The organism is Leisingera aquaemixtae (genome assembly GCF_001458395.1).
GTDB lineage: Bacteria > Pseudomonadota > Alphaproteobacteria > Rhodobacterales > Rhodobacteraceae > Leisingera > Leisingera aquaemixtae.
The window spans coordinates 162,623-179,957 of sequence record NZ_CYSR01000021.1 but is presented as its reverse complement, the minus strand read 5'-3'; the positions used below and the strand labels follow the sequence as shown (position 1 = coordinate 179,957).

Here is a 17,335-nt window from a genome sequence, read left to right as displayed (position 1 = left end):
ACTGTTCTGAAAACCGGCTTAACCGGCCTATCGACTGCCGCCAAAAGGTGCGGTGAAGGTCCGGAAACCGCCCTTCCAGCGGATCGCCGCAGGCAAAATGCGCAGTTTGCCGCCTTTGAGGCAGCTTGCAGCGAATTTTCACTTAGTCCCGCAACGCAGGCGTTCAGAAATGCCGCGGGGCGCGGCCGGATCGGGACAGGGGGGCTTGACGCAGGGGGCTGGCCGTTGCCCTGGGCAGCGCATGCCGGGTCAGATCCGCCGGGCGGTGCAGACGAAATGGGTGAGGGAGAAGAAGAACCGGCCCTCTTGCGCCAGCTCCTCCTGCTCCTGCGCCCAGGCGGCGGCGTCGTCTTCGTCGGTGGCCCCTGTCTGCACCGCATAGGCGCGGATCAGGCGGATCATCACCGCCGCCAGGCCGTCGGGGCGCAGGCTGGTATCGCAGAGGGTGACGGGCCGCATCGATTCGAGGGCAAAACCGCAGTCGCGCAGTTCCTCCGGCAAGCGGGCAGGCACCGCGCGTTCGGCCAGGTGGCTGTCCCAGATATCCATGAACCGCTGCATCCGGGCGCGGTTGTCGCTGTGCCAGGCGAAGGTGTCGAAGTGTATATCTCCGATCACCAGGCGGCCGTCCGGCTTCAGCACGTAATAGAGGGCGCGCAGCACCGGGCGGCGGCTGGTGATGTATTCGAACACCTGCACCGACACCGCCTTGTCGAAGCTTTCCGGCTTAAACGGCAGGCTGGCGGCATCGCTTTCGGTCAGGGTGGTGTTGCTGCGCCCCTGCAGCCGCTGGCGCGCGGCGGCCAGCATGTCGGGGCTGGCGTCCAGTCCGGTGACATGGCCTGCGGGGCCGGTGGCGCGGGCGAGTTCCGCTGTCAGCAGGCCGTTGCCGCAGCCCAGATCCAGGATCCGGTCGCCCGGCTGCGGCGCCAGCGCATCGAAACTGGCGCGCCGCCGCCGGGAGATGTCGGCGCCCTGATAGGCGTCCTCCAGCACGCGGGTGGTTTCCTCGTCGAATTGCAGCATGACTTCGGTCCCCCTTAAATAGTTAACCTATAGGCCGGAATGGCGCGGTTTCCACTTTTGGGGCGGTGCAAAAGCCCTCTCGCACCCGGGCGGCAAACTGCCTATAACCGCGGCAAACGCGTTTCACGGAGCCGAACACATGACCGGAGAACTGTCGCCCATCGACAAGGCGAAATTCGTAGCTGCCAAGCGGGCGGCCGAAATGGTGGAGGACGGAATGCGGGTCGGCCTCGGCACCGGCTCCACCGCGGCCTGGCTGGTGCGCTGCCTGGGCGAGATGGTGCAGAAGGACGGGCTGAAGATCACCGCCGTGCCGACCTCGTCGCGCACCGCCGCGCTGGCCCGCGATGTGGGCATCAACGTGGTGTCGCTGGACGAGGCCAAATGGCTGGACATGACCATCGACGGCGCCGATGAGTTCGATGCCGACCTGAACCTGATCAAGGGCGGCGGCGGCGCGCATCTGCAGGAGAAGATCGTCGCCACAGCGTCGGATCAGATGGTGGTGATTGCCGATGCCAGCAAATCGGTCGAGACCCTGGGCGCCTTCCCGCTGCCGGTGGAGGTGCTGCGCTTTGGCTGGCAGAGCAGCCAGGCGCTGATCGAGGAAACCCTGGTGTCGATGGACGTGATGGGCCGCAGCACCACACTGCGGATGAACGGCGATGTGCCGTTTGTGACCGACGAGGGCAATTATATCCTGGACCTGCATCTGCACCGCATCGGCAACGCCCGCCAGCTGGCGCTGGTGCTGAACCAGATCCCCGGCGTGATCGAGAACGGGCTGTTCATCGACATCTGCGACACCGTGGTGATCGGCTATGGCGACGGCCGGGTCGAGGTGCGCGACATCAACGAGGGCACTGTCGAGAAGGACAAGCTGGAGTTTGTCGACACAGACAACCTGTTCACCGACCTGCACGATTAAGCTGCGGCTCAGTGTGAGCTTGGCACCCGGCCGTCAGGCCGGGCCGCGCCCGTCCCGCAGCTGCCGGGGCGGGCGTTTTGCATTTGTCCCGGCGGCGCGGCGCTGCCGGGCGGGCGCGGGCTGGCTGCCGGCTCGGGTGCTGAACTGGCCATCCCGCTTCACAACCCCGCGTGAATCCGCGCCAAAAGGTTGAAAGCGGCGCAATAACGCCCACTTGGGCATATGGCGTTTGGTGCTCCGTTGTGGGATACCAGCACAGGACATGCAAAGGGCGGATATTCATGAGCTTTGATTACGATCTGTTTGTCATCGGCGGCGGTTCCGGCGGGGTGCGGGCTGCCCGCGTCGCGGCGCAGGAAGGCGCCAAGGTGGCGCTGGCAGAGGAAGACCGCTATGGCGGCACTTGCGTGATCCGCGGCTGCGTGCCGAAAAAGCTGATGGTGTTTGCCTCCGAATACGCCGGCATGGTGGAGGACGCCCGGGCCTATGGCTGGGACATTCAGCCCGGCGCCTTCAACTGGGAGACCTTCAGGGGCAAGCTGCACGCGGAGCTGGACCGGCTGGAAGGCGTCTACCGCAATATCCTGAAGAACAACGGCGTCGACAGTTTCGACCAGCGCGCCAAGCTGGCCGATGCCCACACGGTGGAACTGGCCGACGGCACCCGCAAGACCGCCAAGCATATCCTGATCGCCACCGGCGGCTGGCCGTCGGTGCCGGACTTCCCGGGCTCGGAACTGGCTATCACCTCGAACGAGATGTTCACCCTGGACAAGCTGCCCGAAAGCCTGCTGATCGTCGGCGGCGGCTATATCGCCTGCGAGTTCGCGGGCATCATGAACGGGCTGGGCGTCGAGACCACCCAGTACTACCGCGGCGCGCAGATCCTGCGCGGCTTTGACGACGAGGCGCGCGGGCTGATCTCCGAGGAAATGTGCCAGGCGGGCATTGATGTGCATCTGGGCACCAACGTGCTGGAGATGCGCCGGGACGGGGACAAGATCCGGGTCAAGTCGACCAACGGGCAGGAACGGCTGTTCGACAAGGTGATGTATGCCACCGGCCGCAACCCGAATGCGGATAATCTGGGCCTGGAGGAGATCGGCGTGGAGCGCGGCCGCAAGGGCGAGATCGTCGTGGATGAATACAGCCAGACTTCGGTTCCCTCGGTCTATGCGATCGGCGATGTGACCGACCGGGTGGCGCTGACGCCGGTGGCGATCCGCGAGGCGATGGCTTTTGTCGAGACGGTGTTCAAGGGCAACCCGACCAGCCCCGATCACGAGCTGATCCCGACCGCGATTTTCACCCAGCCGGAGATGGGCACCATCGGGCTGAGCGAGGAGGAGGCAGGCGAGCGGGAGCCGATTGAGGTCTACGCGACGTCCTTCAAACCGATGCAGCAGGCCTTTGCCGGCCGGGCGCAGCGGGTGCTGATGAAGCTGATCGTCAGCAAGGAAACCCGCAAGGTGCTGGGCTGCCATATCGTCGCACCCGGTGCGGGAGAGATGATCCAGCTGGCCGGAATCGCCGTAAAGATGGGTGCAACCAAGGAAGATTTCGACCGCACGGTTGCGGTGCATCCGACAATGTCGGAAGAGTTGGTAACGCTGAAGACTCCGGTGCGCTCAAGATAAGACGCGGCGCCGGCAATAACTGACACCACATGCCGCCTGTCGTGAAAGATCACGGGCGGCAGCAAACGGATAGGAGACAAATGGCGGGCAATAGCGGTGGCCCATGGGGGGGCGGCGGCTCCTCCGGCGGCGGAGGAGGCAACCGGGGCAACAACGGCGGTAAGAATGGCGGCGGCGGCCGCAAGCCGGAAGATCCCCAGATTCCCGAAATCGACGAGCTGGTGAAGAAAGGCCAGGAGCAGCTGCGCGTGCTGATGGGCGGACGCGGCGGCGGCGGCGGCCGTGGCGGGCGCGGCGGACCCGGCGGCGGCGCGCCGCTGTTCACCAAGGGCACGCTGGGCCTGGCGGCTGTTGCCGCTGTGGTCCTGTGGGGCTTTGCCAGCATCTATACCGTCAAGCCGGAAGAGCAGTCGGTGGAACTGTTCCTGGGCAAGTATTCGGACACCGGCCAGCCGGGTCTGAACTTTGCCCCCTGGCCGGTGGTCACCTATGAGGTGATCCCGGTGCGGGTCGAGCAGACCGAGAACATCGGCGCCGGCTCGCGCGGCGGCGAGGCGGGTCTGATGCTGACCGGCGATGAAAACATCATCGACGTGGATTTCCAGGTGGTCTGGAACATCTCCGATCCGGCGAAATACCTGTTCAACCTGGCCAACCCGCGCACCACCATCAACGCGGTGTCGGAATCGGCCATGCGCGAGATCATCGCCCAGTCCGAACTGGCACCGATCCTGAACCGCGACCGCGGCGCGATCACCGCCCGTCTGGAAGAGCTGATCCAGACCACGCTGGACAGCTACAACAGCGGCGTGAATATCGTGCGGGTGAACTTTGACGGTGCCGATCCGCCAGAACCGGTGAAGGACGCCTTCCGCGAAGTGCAGTCGGCAGGCCAAGAACGCGACCGGCTGGAAAAGCAGGCTGATGCTTATGCCAACCGCAAGCTGGCAGGTGCCCGCGGCCAGGCCGCGCAGACGCTGGAAGAGGCCGAGGCCTACCGCGCCCAGGTGGTGAACGAAGCCCAGGGTGAGGCGAGCCGCTTCAGCGCGGTTCTGGAGGAATACCAGAAAGCGCCGGAAGTGACCCGCAAGCGCCTGTACCTGGAGACCATGGAGCAAGTGCTGAGCGGTGTCGACAAGATCATCCTGGATGACACCACCGGCGAAGGCGGGCAGGCTGTCGTGCCGTATCTGCCGCTCAATGAACTGCGCCGGACGGAGGAAAACTGATGCGGAAATCTACTCTTCTTCTGCCGGTTCTGGTGGTTGCGGCGATTGCTGTGCTGTCGGCGGTCTTCATCGTGGACGAACGGCAAAAGGCGCTGGTGCTGCGCTTTGGCCGGGTTGTCGACATCAAGGAAACCCCGGGTCTGGCCTTCAAACTGCCGGTTATCGACAATGTCGTGCGTTACGATGACCGAATCCTGAGCCTCGAAGTCGGCCCGCTGGAGGTCACTCCGCTGGACGACCGCCGCCTGATCGTGGACGCCTTCGCGCGCTACCGGATCGCTAATGTGGAAACCTTCCGCCAGGCGGTTGGCGGCGGCGGCATCGGTGCCGGCGAGCAGCGCTTGGACAAGATCATGCGCGCCCAGACCCGTGAGGTGCTGGGTTCGGTCAGCTCCAACGACATCCTGTCGTCGGACCGGGCGGCGCTGATGCTGCGGATCCGCAACGGCGCGATCACCCAGGCCCGCCAGCTGGGTCTGGAAGTGATCGACGTGCGGCTGAAGCGCACCGACCTGCCGCAGGCCAACCTGGAAGCCACCTTTGCCCGGATGCGCGCCGAGCGCGAGCGGGAAGCGGCGGACGAGATCGCCCGCGGTGAAGAGGCGGCGCAGCGGGTGCGCGCCCAGGCCGACCGGACCGAGGTCGAGCTGGTGTCCGAAGCCGAGCGCGAGGCCGAGGTGATCCGCGGTGAGGCGGACGCCGAGCGCAACGGCATCTTTGCCACTGCCTATGGCGCCGATCCGGAGTTCTTTGAGTTCTACCGCAGCCTCAACGCCTATGTGGGCGCGCTGCAGGGGAGCAACTCCTCCATGGTGCTGTCGCCGGATTCCGATTTCTTCAACTACCTGAAATCGTCTGACGGCAAGCCCTTGGTGCAGTGATGGGGTTCGTCCTGCTGGCCCTCGGGCTGGTGCTGATTGCAGAGGGGCTGGTGTACGCACTGGCCCCTTCGCTTGTCGAGCGCCTGCTGGAAATGCTGCGCACGCTGACCGAGGAGCAGCGCCGCAATGCCGGGCTGGCGGCGCTGGCGCTGGGGCTGATCCTGGTCTGGCTGGGCTTCCAGCTTGGGCTTTGAGGCGGCGCGGCGGGCGCAGAATTTCAGCGAAAATTCAGGTCTGCCCTGTTAGGATGGCAGCAACAGGGCCTGCGCCTGCGGCTGCGGCCGGATTTCCGGCTCACAGCCGCTTTATTCCTTGCAACATTTGTTGCGGGCCGGGCGGAAGTTCTTACATTGGGTGCATAAGACTCCCCCGGGCGTGTCTGGCGTTTGCGCCGGGCCGGGGGAAAAGAAGAATTAGACAGGACAAGGAGTAGTTCCGTGCAGCCACAGGCAATTGCAATTTCCGGCCAGGCAGGCAGCAGGGGCATGACGATGCGCCTGATCTGGCTTGCGGTGCTGAGCATGGCGGTCCTGCTGATGCAGGCGGTATCCGCGATGGCCCGGCCCGAAAGCCTGGCGCCGCTGGCCGAGCGGGTGAGCCCGGCGGTGGTCAACATCACCACCACCACCGTTGTCGAGGGGCGCACCGGGCCGCAGGGCATCGTGCCGGAAGGCTCGCCGTTTGAGGATTTCTTCCGCGAGTTCCAGGACCGCAACGGCAATGGCAGCCGGCCGCGCCGCTCTTCGGCGCTGGGCTCCGGCTTTGTGATCTCCGAGGACGGCTATATCGTCACCAACAACCACGTGATCGAGGGTGCCGACGAGATCGAGATCGAGTTCTACCCGGGCGAAGGCCAGCCCAGGGACTTGCTGCCGGCCGAGGTGATCGGCACCGATCCCAACACCGATATCGCACTGTTGAAGGTCAAGGCCCCGGCACCGCTGAAATTCGTCAAGTTCGGCGACAGCGACACCGCCCGCGTCGGCGACTGGGTGGTGGCGATGGGCAACCCGCTGGGGCAGGGGTTCTCGTTGTCGGCGGGCATCGTGTCGGCCCGCAACCGCGAGCTGTCGGGGTCTTATGACGACTACATCCAGACCGATGCGGCGATCAACCGGGGCAACTCCGGCGGGCCGCTGTTCAACATGGATGGCGACGTGGTCGGCGTGAACACCGCGATCCTGTCGCCCAACGGCGGCTCCATCGGCATCGGCTTTTCGATGGCGTCCAATGTGGTGGTCAAGGTGGTCGATCAGCTGAAGGAATTCGGCGAGACCCGCCGCGGCTGGCTGGGTGTGAAGATCCAGGATGTGGATGCTGACCTGGCTGAGGCGATCGGGCTGGACAAGGCGCGCGGCGCGCTGGTCACCGATGTGCCGGACGGCCCGGCCAAGGACGCGGGCGTGCTGGCCGGTGATGTGATCGTCAGCTTTGACGGCGTGGACGTGCGCGACACCCGCGGCCTGGTGCGACAGGTCGGCAACGCCGAGGTGGGCAAGACCGTGCGTGTCGTGGTCTACCGCGAAGGCAAGACCGAAACCCTGCGGGTGACCCTGGGCCGCCGCGAGGATGCGGAACGCGGTCCCGCCGCCCCGCAGACCGGCGACGGTCAGCCGGATTCCTCCGAGAAGGAGCTGCTGGGGTTGTCGGTCGGCGCGCTGACCGAGCAGATGCGCAGCGAGCTGAATGTCGGGGAAGAGGTCGAGGGCCTTGCAATCCTGTCGGTGGACGAGACCTCGGAAGCCTGGGAGAAAGGCCTGCGCGCCGGCGATGTGATCACCGAGGCGGGCCAGCAGAAGGTCATCTCGATCAGTGACCTGGAAGCCCGGGTCGAGGAAGCCAAGGAGGCAGGCCGCAAGTCGCTGCTGCTCCTGGTGCGCCGCGGCGGCGAGCCGCGCTTTGTGGCGCTGAACCTGCCGGAGTAACCGCCGGAGGCGGAACCGCTTGAACAAGGAATGGCCGGGCATCAGCCCGGCCATTTTGTTTGCCGCCGGGACTTCAGCCGCGCCTTACAAACAAGAGGCCGCGGCTGTTCTGGTCCGTGTGCCAGCCGCCGGACTGGCTGGCGAAGACCTGGCGGAACTCTTTGAGATTGCGTTGTTCATCCGAGATCAGGACCCAGCCGCCGGGGCGCAGGTGCGGCAGGCAGCGGGTCAGCAGCGCCCGCCGCTGAGGCGCTGCCAGCATATGCAAGGTCCGGTCGAACAGCAGGATGTCGTAGTCCTTGTCCGGTGCCCAGACGGTAAGGTCTGCGGCGATGCCGGTTATGGCGAGGTTTTCCCGCTGAGCCGCCGCCAGAAGGTGCCGGATGCCGTGCGGCGAGATGTCGACGCCAGTCACCCGGTGGCCCATGTGGGCGATGAACAGCGCATCCCGGCCCTGGCCGCAGCCGGCATCCAGAACGTCCAGCCCGCGCGCGTCCAGCCGGTCGAAAAAGGCCGTGAAGGCGGCGGACGGCGCCCCAAGGGCATCCGGGGTTTCGCGGTAGAGTTTGTCGTAGTCATAAGCCATGCGCGGCACCGTAGCGGCCGGATTGGGGAATGGCTAAGTGAATATTTCTTGAACAAGAGGGATGGCGGGCGGGAGAGGGAACCGTTTCCCGGCGCGGGAAACGGCCCGGAAAACACGTGTTTTCCGGGCCGGAATTCGCGTCGAATTCCGGCGGCTGTCAGGGCGGAGGTGGCAATAGGGAAGAGCCATGTGCTGGCGGGCACATGGCTCTTGTTGGACAGGCCGCCATCGGGATGGAACGGTTAATGGCTTTCTGTAAGGCCGTTATGGCGCGCGGCGGCGGCGGGATCTGTGACCGGGATTACAGAGCGCGGATTATCTTGCAGAAATCTGCATCCGGCGGCGCGATCAGATGGAATCTGGTTCCGCCAGCACGGCGAGTTCGGTGCGGTCGAGGATCTGCACGCCGCCGCGGCTGATGCCGACCAGCCCGCTGCGCTTCCAGGCGGCCAGGGTCTTGGACACCGCCTCGCGGGTGGCGCCGACAAACTCCGCCAGCTCCGCCTGGGACAGCGCCACGCGGCCGTCGCGGCCTTCGGGCGCGAGGTACAGCAGCTTGCGCGCCAGCCGCACCGGCATCGGCAGGAACACCTGTTCGTTCAGCTGAGTGTTCATCCAGCGCATCCGCTGCCCGGCCAGCCGCAACAGGTCGGCGGCCAGGTCCGGGTGCTGGCGGATCTGCTCCACCACGTCGCCGCTGCGCAGGCGCAGTACCCGGCTGGGCTCGGCGGCGATGGCGGTGGCGGTGCGCTCGCCCGGATCGAACAGGGTGATCTCGCCGAACACCGCGCCGGGGCGCATCATGTCGAGCGACAGCTTGCGGCCCGAGGCCGACAGCACCGAAAACTCCAGCGCGCCTTCGGCAATCGCATAGAGCGCATCGCCCGCATCGCCCTGTTCGAACAGCACCTCGCCCTGGCGCAGGCGCACCTCCGTGGCCTGGCTTTCCAGCATCCGGCGCAGCGGGCCCGAGGCGCCGGAAAGGAAGCCGGAATCCGGCAGGCGGGTTGTCAGCATGGCCAAGTCTCTTTGCGTCTGGAGCCCAGTCCGGCGGAGCTTAGCAGAGGCTTGGCCCCCGGGGAACCGGGGAACTGAATCGCCCGGTTCAGCCCGCCACCGCGACCAGCCCCAGCTTGCGGGCGGTGTCCAGCGACAGAGTGCCGCTGTCCAGCCCCAGCGGCGCCTGGTAGCGCTGCACCGCCGCGCGGGTGGCGGCGTCCATCTGCCCGTGGACGGGGCCGCGGTAGAGGCCGCGGGCGGTCAGGGCGCGCTGCAGGGTGCGGATAAGCTCAGGCGTCATGCTGGCGGGGCAGGGGATTTCGAACCAGTGTTCCTGCCGCGGCTGCACGATCTGCTGGCGGGTGTCGGTGCGGAACAGCGCGGGGCGGACGATCCGGCCGCTGCTGTCGGTTTCTGCGGGCCGGGCCAGCACCTGGCTGGTGACGGTCTCGATCACGGCGGGTGAGGTGTGTTTGCTCCAGCAGGTATCGGGCGGCGCGCCGGGCGGGGCGTAGCGCCCCGCGCGCGAGACATCGCCGCCGGGCGGCGGCTGGACGCAGGCGGGCAGGGCTGCCAGGGCGGCCAGCAGCAGCGCGGGCGCGAGACGCCGGCAGGTCGTGAGGAGGGGTGGCGTCATGCCCGGATGCCTTTGTCAGGGTGCCTGTGGGCGGCGCCCCTGCCGGTGCCGGGCGCTTTTGCTTTGGCGGCAGCCTAGCTCAGTTCGCTGCCGTCCGCAAAGGCCGGATCGCCCTGGCGGCCCTGCTCCGCCAGCAGGAGGTCGAGCATGGGGGAGATGTCCTCGACCGTTTCGGCAATCACATGGGTGACCGAATGCGCCCGCTGCAGCCGCCCGGTGACGCGCAGCAGCCGCCCGGAGATCACCGCGCGGCGGAACGCCTCGTAAATCTTGCGCCAGACGATCACGTTCACGACGCCGGTCTCATCTTCGAGGGTGACGAAGATGACCCCCTTGGCGGTGCCCGGGCGCTGGCGCAGGATCACCAGCCCCGCGACGGTGACACGGGCGTTTTCCGGCGGCTCCTGCAGCCGGGCGGCGGGCAGGCAGTGGGGCGGGCGCGGCCAGGGCCGGGCGCGGCCGGGCGATGCCGGGGGCGCTGCGGCGGCGGGCCCTGCGGCTGGGGCTGCAGAGGCGGCTGCAGAGGGGGCTGGCATGAGGCAAACGGGCTCCGCGGTTGAGAAATTTCCAGAGTGAACAAATATAGAACATTGTGCCGGAAAGTCCAGCTGCGGCAGGGCAGGGTCGCAATTGGGGCTGGCACCGGCGCGGGCGCTTGGCTACACAGTCGCGCAAGTACCGGAAAAGGGAAGAGAGCTGACAATGGCAAAGATCACTTACATCGAGCACAACGGCACCGAACATGTTGTGGATGTGGCCAGCGGGCTGACCGTGATGGAAGGCGCGCGCGACAACAACATTCCGGGTATCGAGGCCGATTGCGGCGGCGCCTGCGCGTGCTCGACCTGCCATGTGTACATCGCGCCGGACTGGGTCGAGAAGCTGCCCGCCAAGGACGACATGGAAGAGGACATGCTGGATTTCGCCTATGAGCCCGATCCGGCCCGCTCGCGCCTGACCTGCCAGATCAAGGTGACCGACGATCTGGACGGTCTGGTGGTGCATATGCCCGAAAAGCAGATCTGATGATCAACGGGCCGGCAGCGCAACGTCTGCGGATGCGCGCCCGGCCCGGTTCTGCCCGCCGCGCGTGGCGGGCGGTGTGTTTGGGGCTGGCGTTGGCCGGGCCGTCTGCGGCGCAGGCTGATGAAGACTGCGGCCCCGGTTCCTCTTCCAGCCCGCGCACGGTGGAGGGGTCGCTGGTCCGGATGGGCGAAGGGGCCGCAGCTTATGAGGACCTGACCGGCCGCTACGGGCACGGGGTTCTGGGCGATGCGCTGGAGCCGGAGACGCTGCGGTACTGGTCGCCGGCGTTGCCCGGCCGCTGCGGTGTCAGCGTGACTTTGGACGAGGCCCATGTGTTCGAGGATCTGGCGCCGCTGCTGGCCGATCTCGACGGTGGCGCGCATCCGGAAATCATCACCGTCCGCAGCCACCGCAGCAAGGGGGCGCAGATTGCCGTTTACGGCCTGCGGGCGGGCCGCCTGGAGCTGATTGCACAGACGCCCTACATCGGCCAGAGCCACCGCTGGCTCGCCCCTATTGGTGCTGCGGATCTGGATGGCGACGGGCATGCGGAAATCGCCTATATCGACCGGCCGCATCTGGCCAAGATCCTGCGCATCTGGCGGTTCCGGGACGGTGCGCTGAGCGAGGTTGCCAGCAAACCCGGGCTAACCAACCACCGCATCGGAGACGATTTCATCACCTCCGGCATCCGCGATTGCGGCGAGGGGCCGGAACTGGTGACGGTCAGCGGCGGCTGGCGCCTGATCATCGCCTCACGGCTGCAGGAGGGCCGCATCGCCAGCCGGGACATCGGCCCGTTCCGGCCGGACACCGGCCTGCGGCACGCGCTGGCCTGCCGCTGAGCGCCGCCCGCGCCGCGCTGTGCGCGGCGCCCGGCCCAACTGCGGGTCCCATCCCCGCGGGGATGGGACTGAGCAGGCGGGAGCGCTCGCGGCCTCCTGCGGCCAGTGCGGGGTGCTTGCCTGCCCGCGGTTAGCCCGCGGTTCAAAAGTCTCCAGGTCCGTTTCCAGTTTATTCACCACCTTCGGGTAATCTTGTGCCGGATGGGCAGATCCGGGCGCGCCGGCCCGGAACGGTTTTACAGGAGACAGCAGGGTGAGCTTTACGCCATATGTGTTCGGCACCGGCATTGCGGGATGGAGCTTCCTGCAGCGGACCCGGGACCAGCAGCAGGAGGTTTACGAGAAATCGCCCGTCCTTGACCGGACGGTGCAGGATTTCACGCAGCGCATCACCAGCATTCAGTCGGCGGACCAGCTGCTGGATGACTACAACCTGCTGACCGTGACACTGGGCGCCTTTGGCCTGGATGAGGATATCAACAACAGGGCCTTCATCAAGCAGGTGCTGGAATCCGACATGAGCGATCCCAAGTCGATCGTGAACCGGCTGAACGACAGCCGGTACCAGGCGCTGGCGGAAACCTTTGGCTTTGGCAGCTCCGACGGACCCAAGCTGCCCAGTGCCAGGGCGGGGAGCGAATTTGCCGGTATCACCACGCCGGATGACCTGCTGTCAAACAGCACCCTGCTGCGCAAGGCGCTTGGCAATGCCGGGCTGGAGGGGCTGGAAAACAATCAGTTCTTTCTGCAGAAAGTCCTGGAGTCCGACCTGGACGACCCCAATTCCTTTGCCAACAAGCTGTCTGATCCGCGCTATGCGGCCTTTGCCGGGCAGTTCGATTTCGGCCAGGCGCCGGAGTATGAAAACAGCATCGAGGCGCTGGTTAGCGAGTTCAACCAGCACACTGACGGCCTGGCCAGCGCGGATGATCTGCTGGCGGATGAAGATCTGCTGCAGGCCGTGATTGACACATTCGGTCTGGAAAGAACCTATCCCGATTTCCTGCGGCGGGTGCTGAATTCGGATACCACCGATCCCGACTCCTTCGTCAACCAGCTGGAGGACAAGCGCTATCTTGCGGTGTCAGAGGCCTTTGGCTTCGGCTGGCCGGATATCAACGCGATGACCGATCCGGAGGAGCTGCTGTCGAACCCGCAGCTGCTGGCGCATGCGCTGGACACTTTCAACCTGAGCGACCGGGGGGAGACCTATCTGAGACAGGTTCTGGAATCCGACCTGTCCGACCCGAACTCCTTCGTGAACCAGCCGGAAAATCTGGCCTTTTACGACTTTGCCGATGCCTTCCAGAACCAATGGCCCGAGCCTGTCAGCAAGATGCAGGTGTTCGCGGATGAGATTACCGATAAGCTGGGCACCTTCACCAACCCGCGGGAACTGGTTTTTGACCTGAGCCTGTTCGAGGCCACGCTGGACCTGTTCGGCCAAAGCAAGCGAAGCACTGATTTCGATACCGTGCTGAAGGCGTTTGAGTCCGACCTCTCCTCCAGAACGTCCTACGCCAACACGCACTATGATACCGGATTGAAGGCCATGACACAGGCCTTCTCCTTCAACGCGGGGGAGACCAGCCGGGAGTATCCGGAAGGGTTTGCCGAGGAACTTGCCGAGCTTTACACCACCCGCCAGTTCGAAATCGAGATCGGCAACTCGGATCCGAACATGCGGCTGGCGCTGGCGCTGGAGCGCGAGCTGCAAGATGTTGTAGATGAGGGCGGCAGCGAGAACGCCCACTGGTACAATATCATCGGGTCGCCGCCGCTGCGCACTGTTTTCGAGACTGCGCTGGGCCTGCCGTCCGGTATTGCGCAGCTGGATATTGATCGCCAGTTGGTGGAGATGAAGGACCGCGCCTTTTCCGCCTTTGGCACCACCCACCCGGCCGATTTCCTGGAGCCGGAGATGCTGGATCAGTTCCGCAAGCGGTTCCTGCTGCTGAGCGATCTGAACACGTTCTAGGGCCGCGGTGCCGGCTGCAGGCTTTTGACCGCGCTGCCCGGCGGGCAGACTGAAAGCAGCGTGCCGTATTGATCCGGCAGCGGCCTGGGCGGGCCTGTCGGGGGCTGACAGGCCTGCCGGAGCTTTGGTTTTGAAGTCAGGAGCACAAGGGCAGGCAGAGGCGCGCCGCTGGCGCGGTCTCCGGCTGTCCGGGATTGCGGCCGCGGGGCACTGCCTTCAGACGGTACACTGGCGGGCGGACAGTACACAGACGGGCAAACGGAACACAGGCGGGCGCGGACGGGTCCGCACCCGCCCGCGCAGGCGGACCTGCGCGAGTTTTTTCTCAGAACTTATTGAAACGATGGAAAAACCTGAAGGGTGCTCCCAGCGTGCGCTCACCGTCTCTTCCCGGCAGGGCGGGCCGGTTCAGCAGCTGCGCCGACGTGCCAGAGCGGGCAGGGCCAGACGCCGTTCCGTTGCCCGAAGACTGCCGCTTGGCGCGGCGGGCAAAGCGCCCCGGTTCCGGCGCGGCGTACCGGGCGGCGGGTGCGGACCCAGGGTGCCAGCGCAGGGTGCGGCTGCACCCTGTCTTCCAGGCTGCGGCGCCAAGTGGCGTAATCGGGTGCGGCACTTGCCGCCGGATGCCGCCGCCGGGCGCGGCAGCGCCCGGCCACGCCCAACTGAGACGGGCAATCTGTGATTGACCGGGAGCAGGCGGGAGCCCCTGCCTGCCTGCCTGCCGTGTTACTTCAGCGCGCGCCAGCCGATGTCGCGGCGGAAGAAGCCCTGCGGCCACTCAACCCCGTCCACCATCGCATAGGCGCGGTCGCGGGCCTCCTGCAGGGAGCCGCCGCGGGCGGTCACGTTCAGCACCCGGCCGCCGACGGCCAGCACCTTGCCGTCCTGTTCCTGGGTGCCCGCATGGAACACCATATTGCTGCTGTCCTCGGGCAGCGCGTCCAGGCCCTTGATTTCGGAGAATTTCTCGTAAGACCCCGGGTAGCCCTCTGCCGCCATCACTACGGTGATTGCGTGATCGTCGGCCCAGTTCACCTGCGCCTCGCCCAGGCGGCCCTCAGCCGCGGCGTGCATCAGGTCCAGCGCTTGGGCGCCGAGGCGCATCATCAGCACCTGGCATTCCGGATCGCCGAAGCGGACGTTGTATTCCACCAGCCGCGGCAAACCGTCCTTGATCATCAGGCCGGCATATAGCACGCCCTGATAGGGCATGCCGCGTTCCGCCATCACCTTCATGGTGGGCTTGACGATCTCTTCCATCGCCTTTGCCTCGACCTCTGCCGACAGCACCGGCGCGGGGGAGTAGGCGCCCATGCCGCCGGTGTTAAGGCCGGTGTCGCCTTCGCCGACGCGCTTGTGGTCCTGGGCGGAGCCGATCGCCAGAACGTCCTCGCCGTCCACCAGCACGAACAGGGAGGCTTCCTCGCCTTCCATGAACTCCTCGATCACCACCTCGGCGCCGGCGCCGCCAAAGACACCGCCGAACATGTCGTCGATGGCCGCCATGGCCTCGTCCTCGGTCATCGCGATGATCACGCCTTTGCCTGCGGCCAGACCGTCAGCCTTGACCACGGTGGGAACGCCGTGCTGGCGCACATGGGCCTTGGCGGCGTCTGCATCGGTGAAATGGCCGTAGCCCGCGGTGGGGGCGTTTGCCGCGTCGCAGATTTCCTTGGTGAAGCTCTTGGAGGCTTCCAGCCGGGCGGCGGCCTCGGAGGGGCCGAACACCAGGAGGCCTGCCTCGCGCAGCCGGTCGGCAACGCCCGCGGCCAGCGGCGCCTCGGGGCCGACGATCACGAAGTCGATGGCGTTTTCCTCGGCAAAGGCGGCCACGGTGCCGCCGTCCTCGATGTCGAAAGTGGCGCAATCGGCGATCTGTGCGATGCCCGCGTTGCCCGGCGCCACGATCAGCTTGTCGCATTTGGGGTTCTGCATCACTGCCCAGGCCAGTGCATGTTCACGCCCGCCGCTGCCGAGGATAAGGATGTTCATTGGCGCATTCTCCGATCTGCCTGAGCCCTGTGGCGTCCCGGGTGGCCTCCCGGGGCTTGCCTTGCTTGCGGCGCGTTCTATGCTGCGCGCGACTTCAAAACAAGACCGGCCTAAAGCCGCAGGAGAGCAGCCCCCGATGTCCGACCTGTTTGACGATCCTCAGCCTGGGCAGAACGCCCCGGAGTTCACCGTTTCCGAGATTTCCGGCGAGGTGAAGCGTACGCTGGAGGGCACCTTTGGCCGCATCCGGGTGCGCGGCGAAGTGGGGCGGGTGTTCAAGGCGCGCTCCGGGCATTTGTACTACGACATCAAGGACGACCGCTCGGTGCTGGCTTGCACGACGTGGAAGGGGCAGATCAGCGGCTTGTCGGTGGTGCCGGAGGAAGGGCTGGAGGTCGTCGTCACCGGTCGGCTGACGGCGTTCGGGGCGCAGTCCAAGTACAACATGAACGTGGATGAGGTTGCGGTTGCCGGGCAGGGTGCGCTGATGGCGCTGCTGGAAAAGCGCAAGAAGCAGCTGGAGGCGGAAGGCCTGTTTGCGCCTGAGCGCAAGAAGCCGCTGCCCTACCTGCCGCAGATCATCGGGGTGGTGACCTCGCCGTCGGGTGCGGTGATCCGCGATATTCTGCACCGGCTGCGCGACCGGTTTCCGCGCAAGGTGCTGGTCTGGCCGGTGGCGGTGCAGGGGAAAACTTGCGCGCCGGAGGTGGCCCGCGCCATCGAGGGCTTCAACCGGCTGACGCCGGGCGGCGCGCTGCCGCGGCCCGATCTGATTATCGTTGCCCGCGGCGGCGGCTCGATCGAGGACCTGTGGGGCTTCAACGAGGAGATCGTGGCCCGCGCCGCGGCGGCCTCGCAGATCCCGCTGATCTCTGCGGTGGGGCATGAGACGGACACCACGCTCATCGACTTCGTGTCCGACCGCCGGGCGCCGACCCCAACCGCGGCGGCGGAGCTGGCGGTGCCGGTGCGGCTGGAGCTGATGGCCTGGACTGAGACCCAGGGCGCGCGGCTGACCCGAGCGGCAGGCCAGGCGGTGCAGCTCAGGCGCCAGCGGCTGAACGATCTGGCCCGGGCCTTGCCGAAACCCGACACGCTTCTGGAAACCCCGCGGCAGCGGCTGGACCGGATTTCCGACCGGCTGCCCGGCGCGCTGATTTCCGGCGTGCAGCGGCGGCGGGTGCATCTGAGCGAAACCGCGGCCAGCTTGCGCCCGGCCACCCTGCGCCAGCTGGTCGAGGGGCGGCGCAACCGGTTGCAGAACCTGTCCTCGCGCCTCAGCCTGCGGCCGATCCAAAGAGAGGTGAAGCAGCAGCAGGACCGGCTTGCGCAGCTGGTGCAGCGTCTGAATGCGGCGCAGGCCGCGCGCATCGACCGCCAGCGGCAGGCCCTGACCGCCACCGGGCGGCAGCTGGAAATCCTGAGCTACAAGGCAACGCTGGAGCGCGGCTATACGGTGGTGCGTTCGGGCGCGGAGATCCTGACCACCCGGGCTGCTGCCGCCAAGGCCGGTGCCCTGCAGATCGAATTTGCCGATGGCACGCTGGATCTGGAGGGCGGCACCGCGGAGCCGCCGACGACGGCTGGACCGAACCCGCCGGCAAAGGGCGGCGGCCAGGGATCGCTGTTCTAGCGGTGCATTTCCG

General features: G+C 66.4%; 16 protein-coding genes. 10 read left to right on the top strand and 6 right to left on the bottom strand.

All coding sequences use genetic code 11. From position 1 onward, the window contains the following. Positions 1–249: 249 nt before the first annotated feature. A complete protein-coding gene (locus PHA8399_RS09395; protein WP_058285890.1) occupies positions 250–1,026 on the bottom strand; it encodes a methyltransferase domain-containing protein in 777 nt (258 codons plus the stop codon). Positions 1,027–1,165: 139 nt separating this feature from the next. Between PHA8399_RS09395 and rpiA the strand changes: the two genes are divergently transcribed. From rpiA to PHA8399_RS09365, 6 genes are all read left to right on the top strand, one after another. Beyond that, entirely contained in the window at positions 1,166–1,954 is a 789-nt protein-coding gene (gene rpiA / locus PHA8399_RS09390; RefSeq protein ID WP_027244357.1) for a ribose-5-phosphate isomerase RpiA, read from the top strand. Positions 1,955–2,235: 281 nt separating this feature from the next. Further along, entirely contained in the window at positions 2,236–3,591 is a 1,356-nt protein-coding gene (gene gor, locus PHA8399_RS09385) for a glutathione-disulfide reductase (protein WP_058285889.1), read from the top strand. Between the two features lie 80 nt (positions 3,592–3,671). Further along, entirely contained in the window at positions 3,672–4,820 is a 1,149-nt protein-coding gene (hflK, locus tag PHA8399_RS09380; RefSeq protein WP_058285888.1) for an FtsH protease activity modulator HflK, read from the top strand. Further along, positions 4,820–5,701 carry a protease modulator HflC gene (hflC, locus tag PHA8399_RS09375; protein ID WP_058285887.1) on the top strand — a complete coding sequence of 294 codons (882 nt, stop codon included), beginning with the start codon at positions 4,820–4,822 and terminating at the stop codon, positions 5,699–5,701. The genes hflK and hflC overlap by 1 nt, the downstream gene beginning before the upstream one ends. Beyond that, positions 5,701–5,895 (top strand): DUF2065 family protein, encoded by a 195-nt coding sequence (locus PHA8399_RS09370; RefSeq protein WP_058285886.1) that lies wholly within the window; start codon positions 5,701–5,703, stop codon positions 5,893–5,895. The genes hflC and PHA8399_RS09370 overlap by 1 nt, the downstream gene beginning before the upstream one ends. A 291-nt stretch (positions 5,896–6,186) precedes the next feature. Then, on the top strand, positions 6,187–7,626 hold the full coding sequence (locus PHA8399_RS09365) for a Do family serine endopeptidase (RefSeq protein ID WP_244270185.1): 1,440 nt from the start codon (positions 6,187–6,189) through the stop codon (positions 7,624–7,626). A 73-nt stretch (positions 7,627–7,699) separates the two neighbouring features. On the opposite strand, the gene PHA8399_RS09360 is transcribed toward PHA8399_RS09365, so the two are convergent. From PHA8399_RS09360 to PHA8399_RS09345, 4 genes are all read right to left on the bottom strand, one after another. Beyond that, positions 7,700–8,212, bottom strand: a complete 513-nt coding sequence (locus tag PHA8399_RS09360; RefSeq protein WP_058285884.1) for a class I SAM-dependent methyltransferase — start codon at positions 8,210–8,212, stop codon at positions 7,700–7,702. Between the two features lie 348 nt (positions 8,213–8,560). Next, positions 8,561–9,229 (bottom strand): Crp/Fnr family transcriptional regulator, encoded by a 669-nt coding sequence (locus PHA8399_RS09355; protein WP_058285883.1) that lies wholly within the window; start codon positions 9,227–9,229, stop codon positions 8,561–8,563. A gap of 88 nt (positions 9,230–9,317) precedes the next feature. After that, complete coding sequence (locus tag PHA8399_RS09350; protein WP_058285882.1) at positions 9,318–9,848, bottom strand: peptidoglycan-binding domain-containing protein; 531 nt, start codon at positions 9,846–9,848, stop codon at positions 9,318–9,320. A 74-nt stretch (positions 9,849–9,922) separates the two neighbouring features. Further along, positions 9,923–10,384, bottom strand: coding sequence for an OB-fold nucleic acid binding domain-containing protein (locus tag PHA8399_RS09345; RefSeq protein WP_058285881.1), 462 nt, complete (start codon positions 10,382–10,384; stop codon positions 9,923–9,925). 166 nt (positions 10,385–10,550) lie between these two features. Between PHA8399_RS09345 and PHA8399_RS09340 the strand changes: the two genes are divergently transcribed. The 3 genes from PHA8399_RS09340 (at position 10,551) to PHA8399_RS09330 (ending at position 13,697) form a co-directional block, all read left to right on the top strand. After that, entirely contained in the window at positions 10,551–10,874 is a 324-nt protein-coding gene (locus PHA8399_RS09340) for a 2Fe-2S iron-sulfur cluster-binding protein (RefSeq protein ID WP_058285880.1), read from the top strand. A gap of 92 nt (positions 10,875–10,966) precedes the next feature. Further along, the gene (locus tag PHA8399_RS09335) at positions 10,967–11,719 is read left to right on the top strand and encodes a VCBS repeat-containing protein (RefSeq protein WP_244270184.1); all 753 of its coding nucleotides are present in this window, start codon (positions 10,967–10,969) and stop codon (positions 11,717–11,719) included. A gap of 253 nt (positions 11,720–11,972) precedes the next feature. Then, positions 11,973–13,697: a DUF1217 domain-containing protein gene (locus PHA8399_RS09330; protein ID WP_058285878.1), complete on the top strand. Its 1,725-nt coding sequence runs from the start codon at positions 11,973–11,975 to the stop codon at positions 13,695–13,697. 726 nt (positions 13,698–14,423) lie between these two features. Here PHA8399_RS09330 and purD read toward each other — a convergent pair. Further along, the gene (gene purD / locus PHA8399_RS09325) at positions 14,424–15,689 is read right to left on the bottom strand and encodes a phosphoribosylamine--glycine ligase (protein WP_058285877.1); all 1,266 of its coding nucleotides are present in this window, start codon (positions 15,687–15,689) and stop codon (positions 14,424–14,426) included. A gap of 136 nt (positions 15,690–15,825) precedes the next feature. On the opposite strand from purD, the gene xseA reads away from it, so the two are divergent. Further along, entirely contained in the window at positions 15,826–17,322 is a 1,497-nt protein-coding gene (gene xseA / locus PHA8399_RS09320; RefSeq protein ID WP_058285876.1) for an exodeoxyribonuclease VII large subunit, read from the top strand. Positions 17,323–17,335 lie beyond the last annotated feature (13 nt).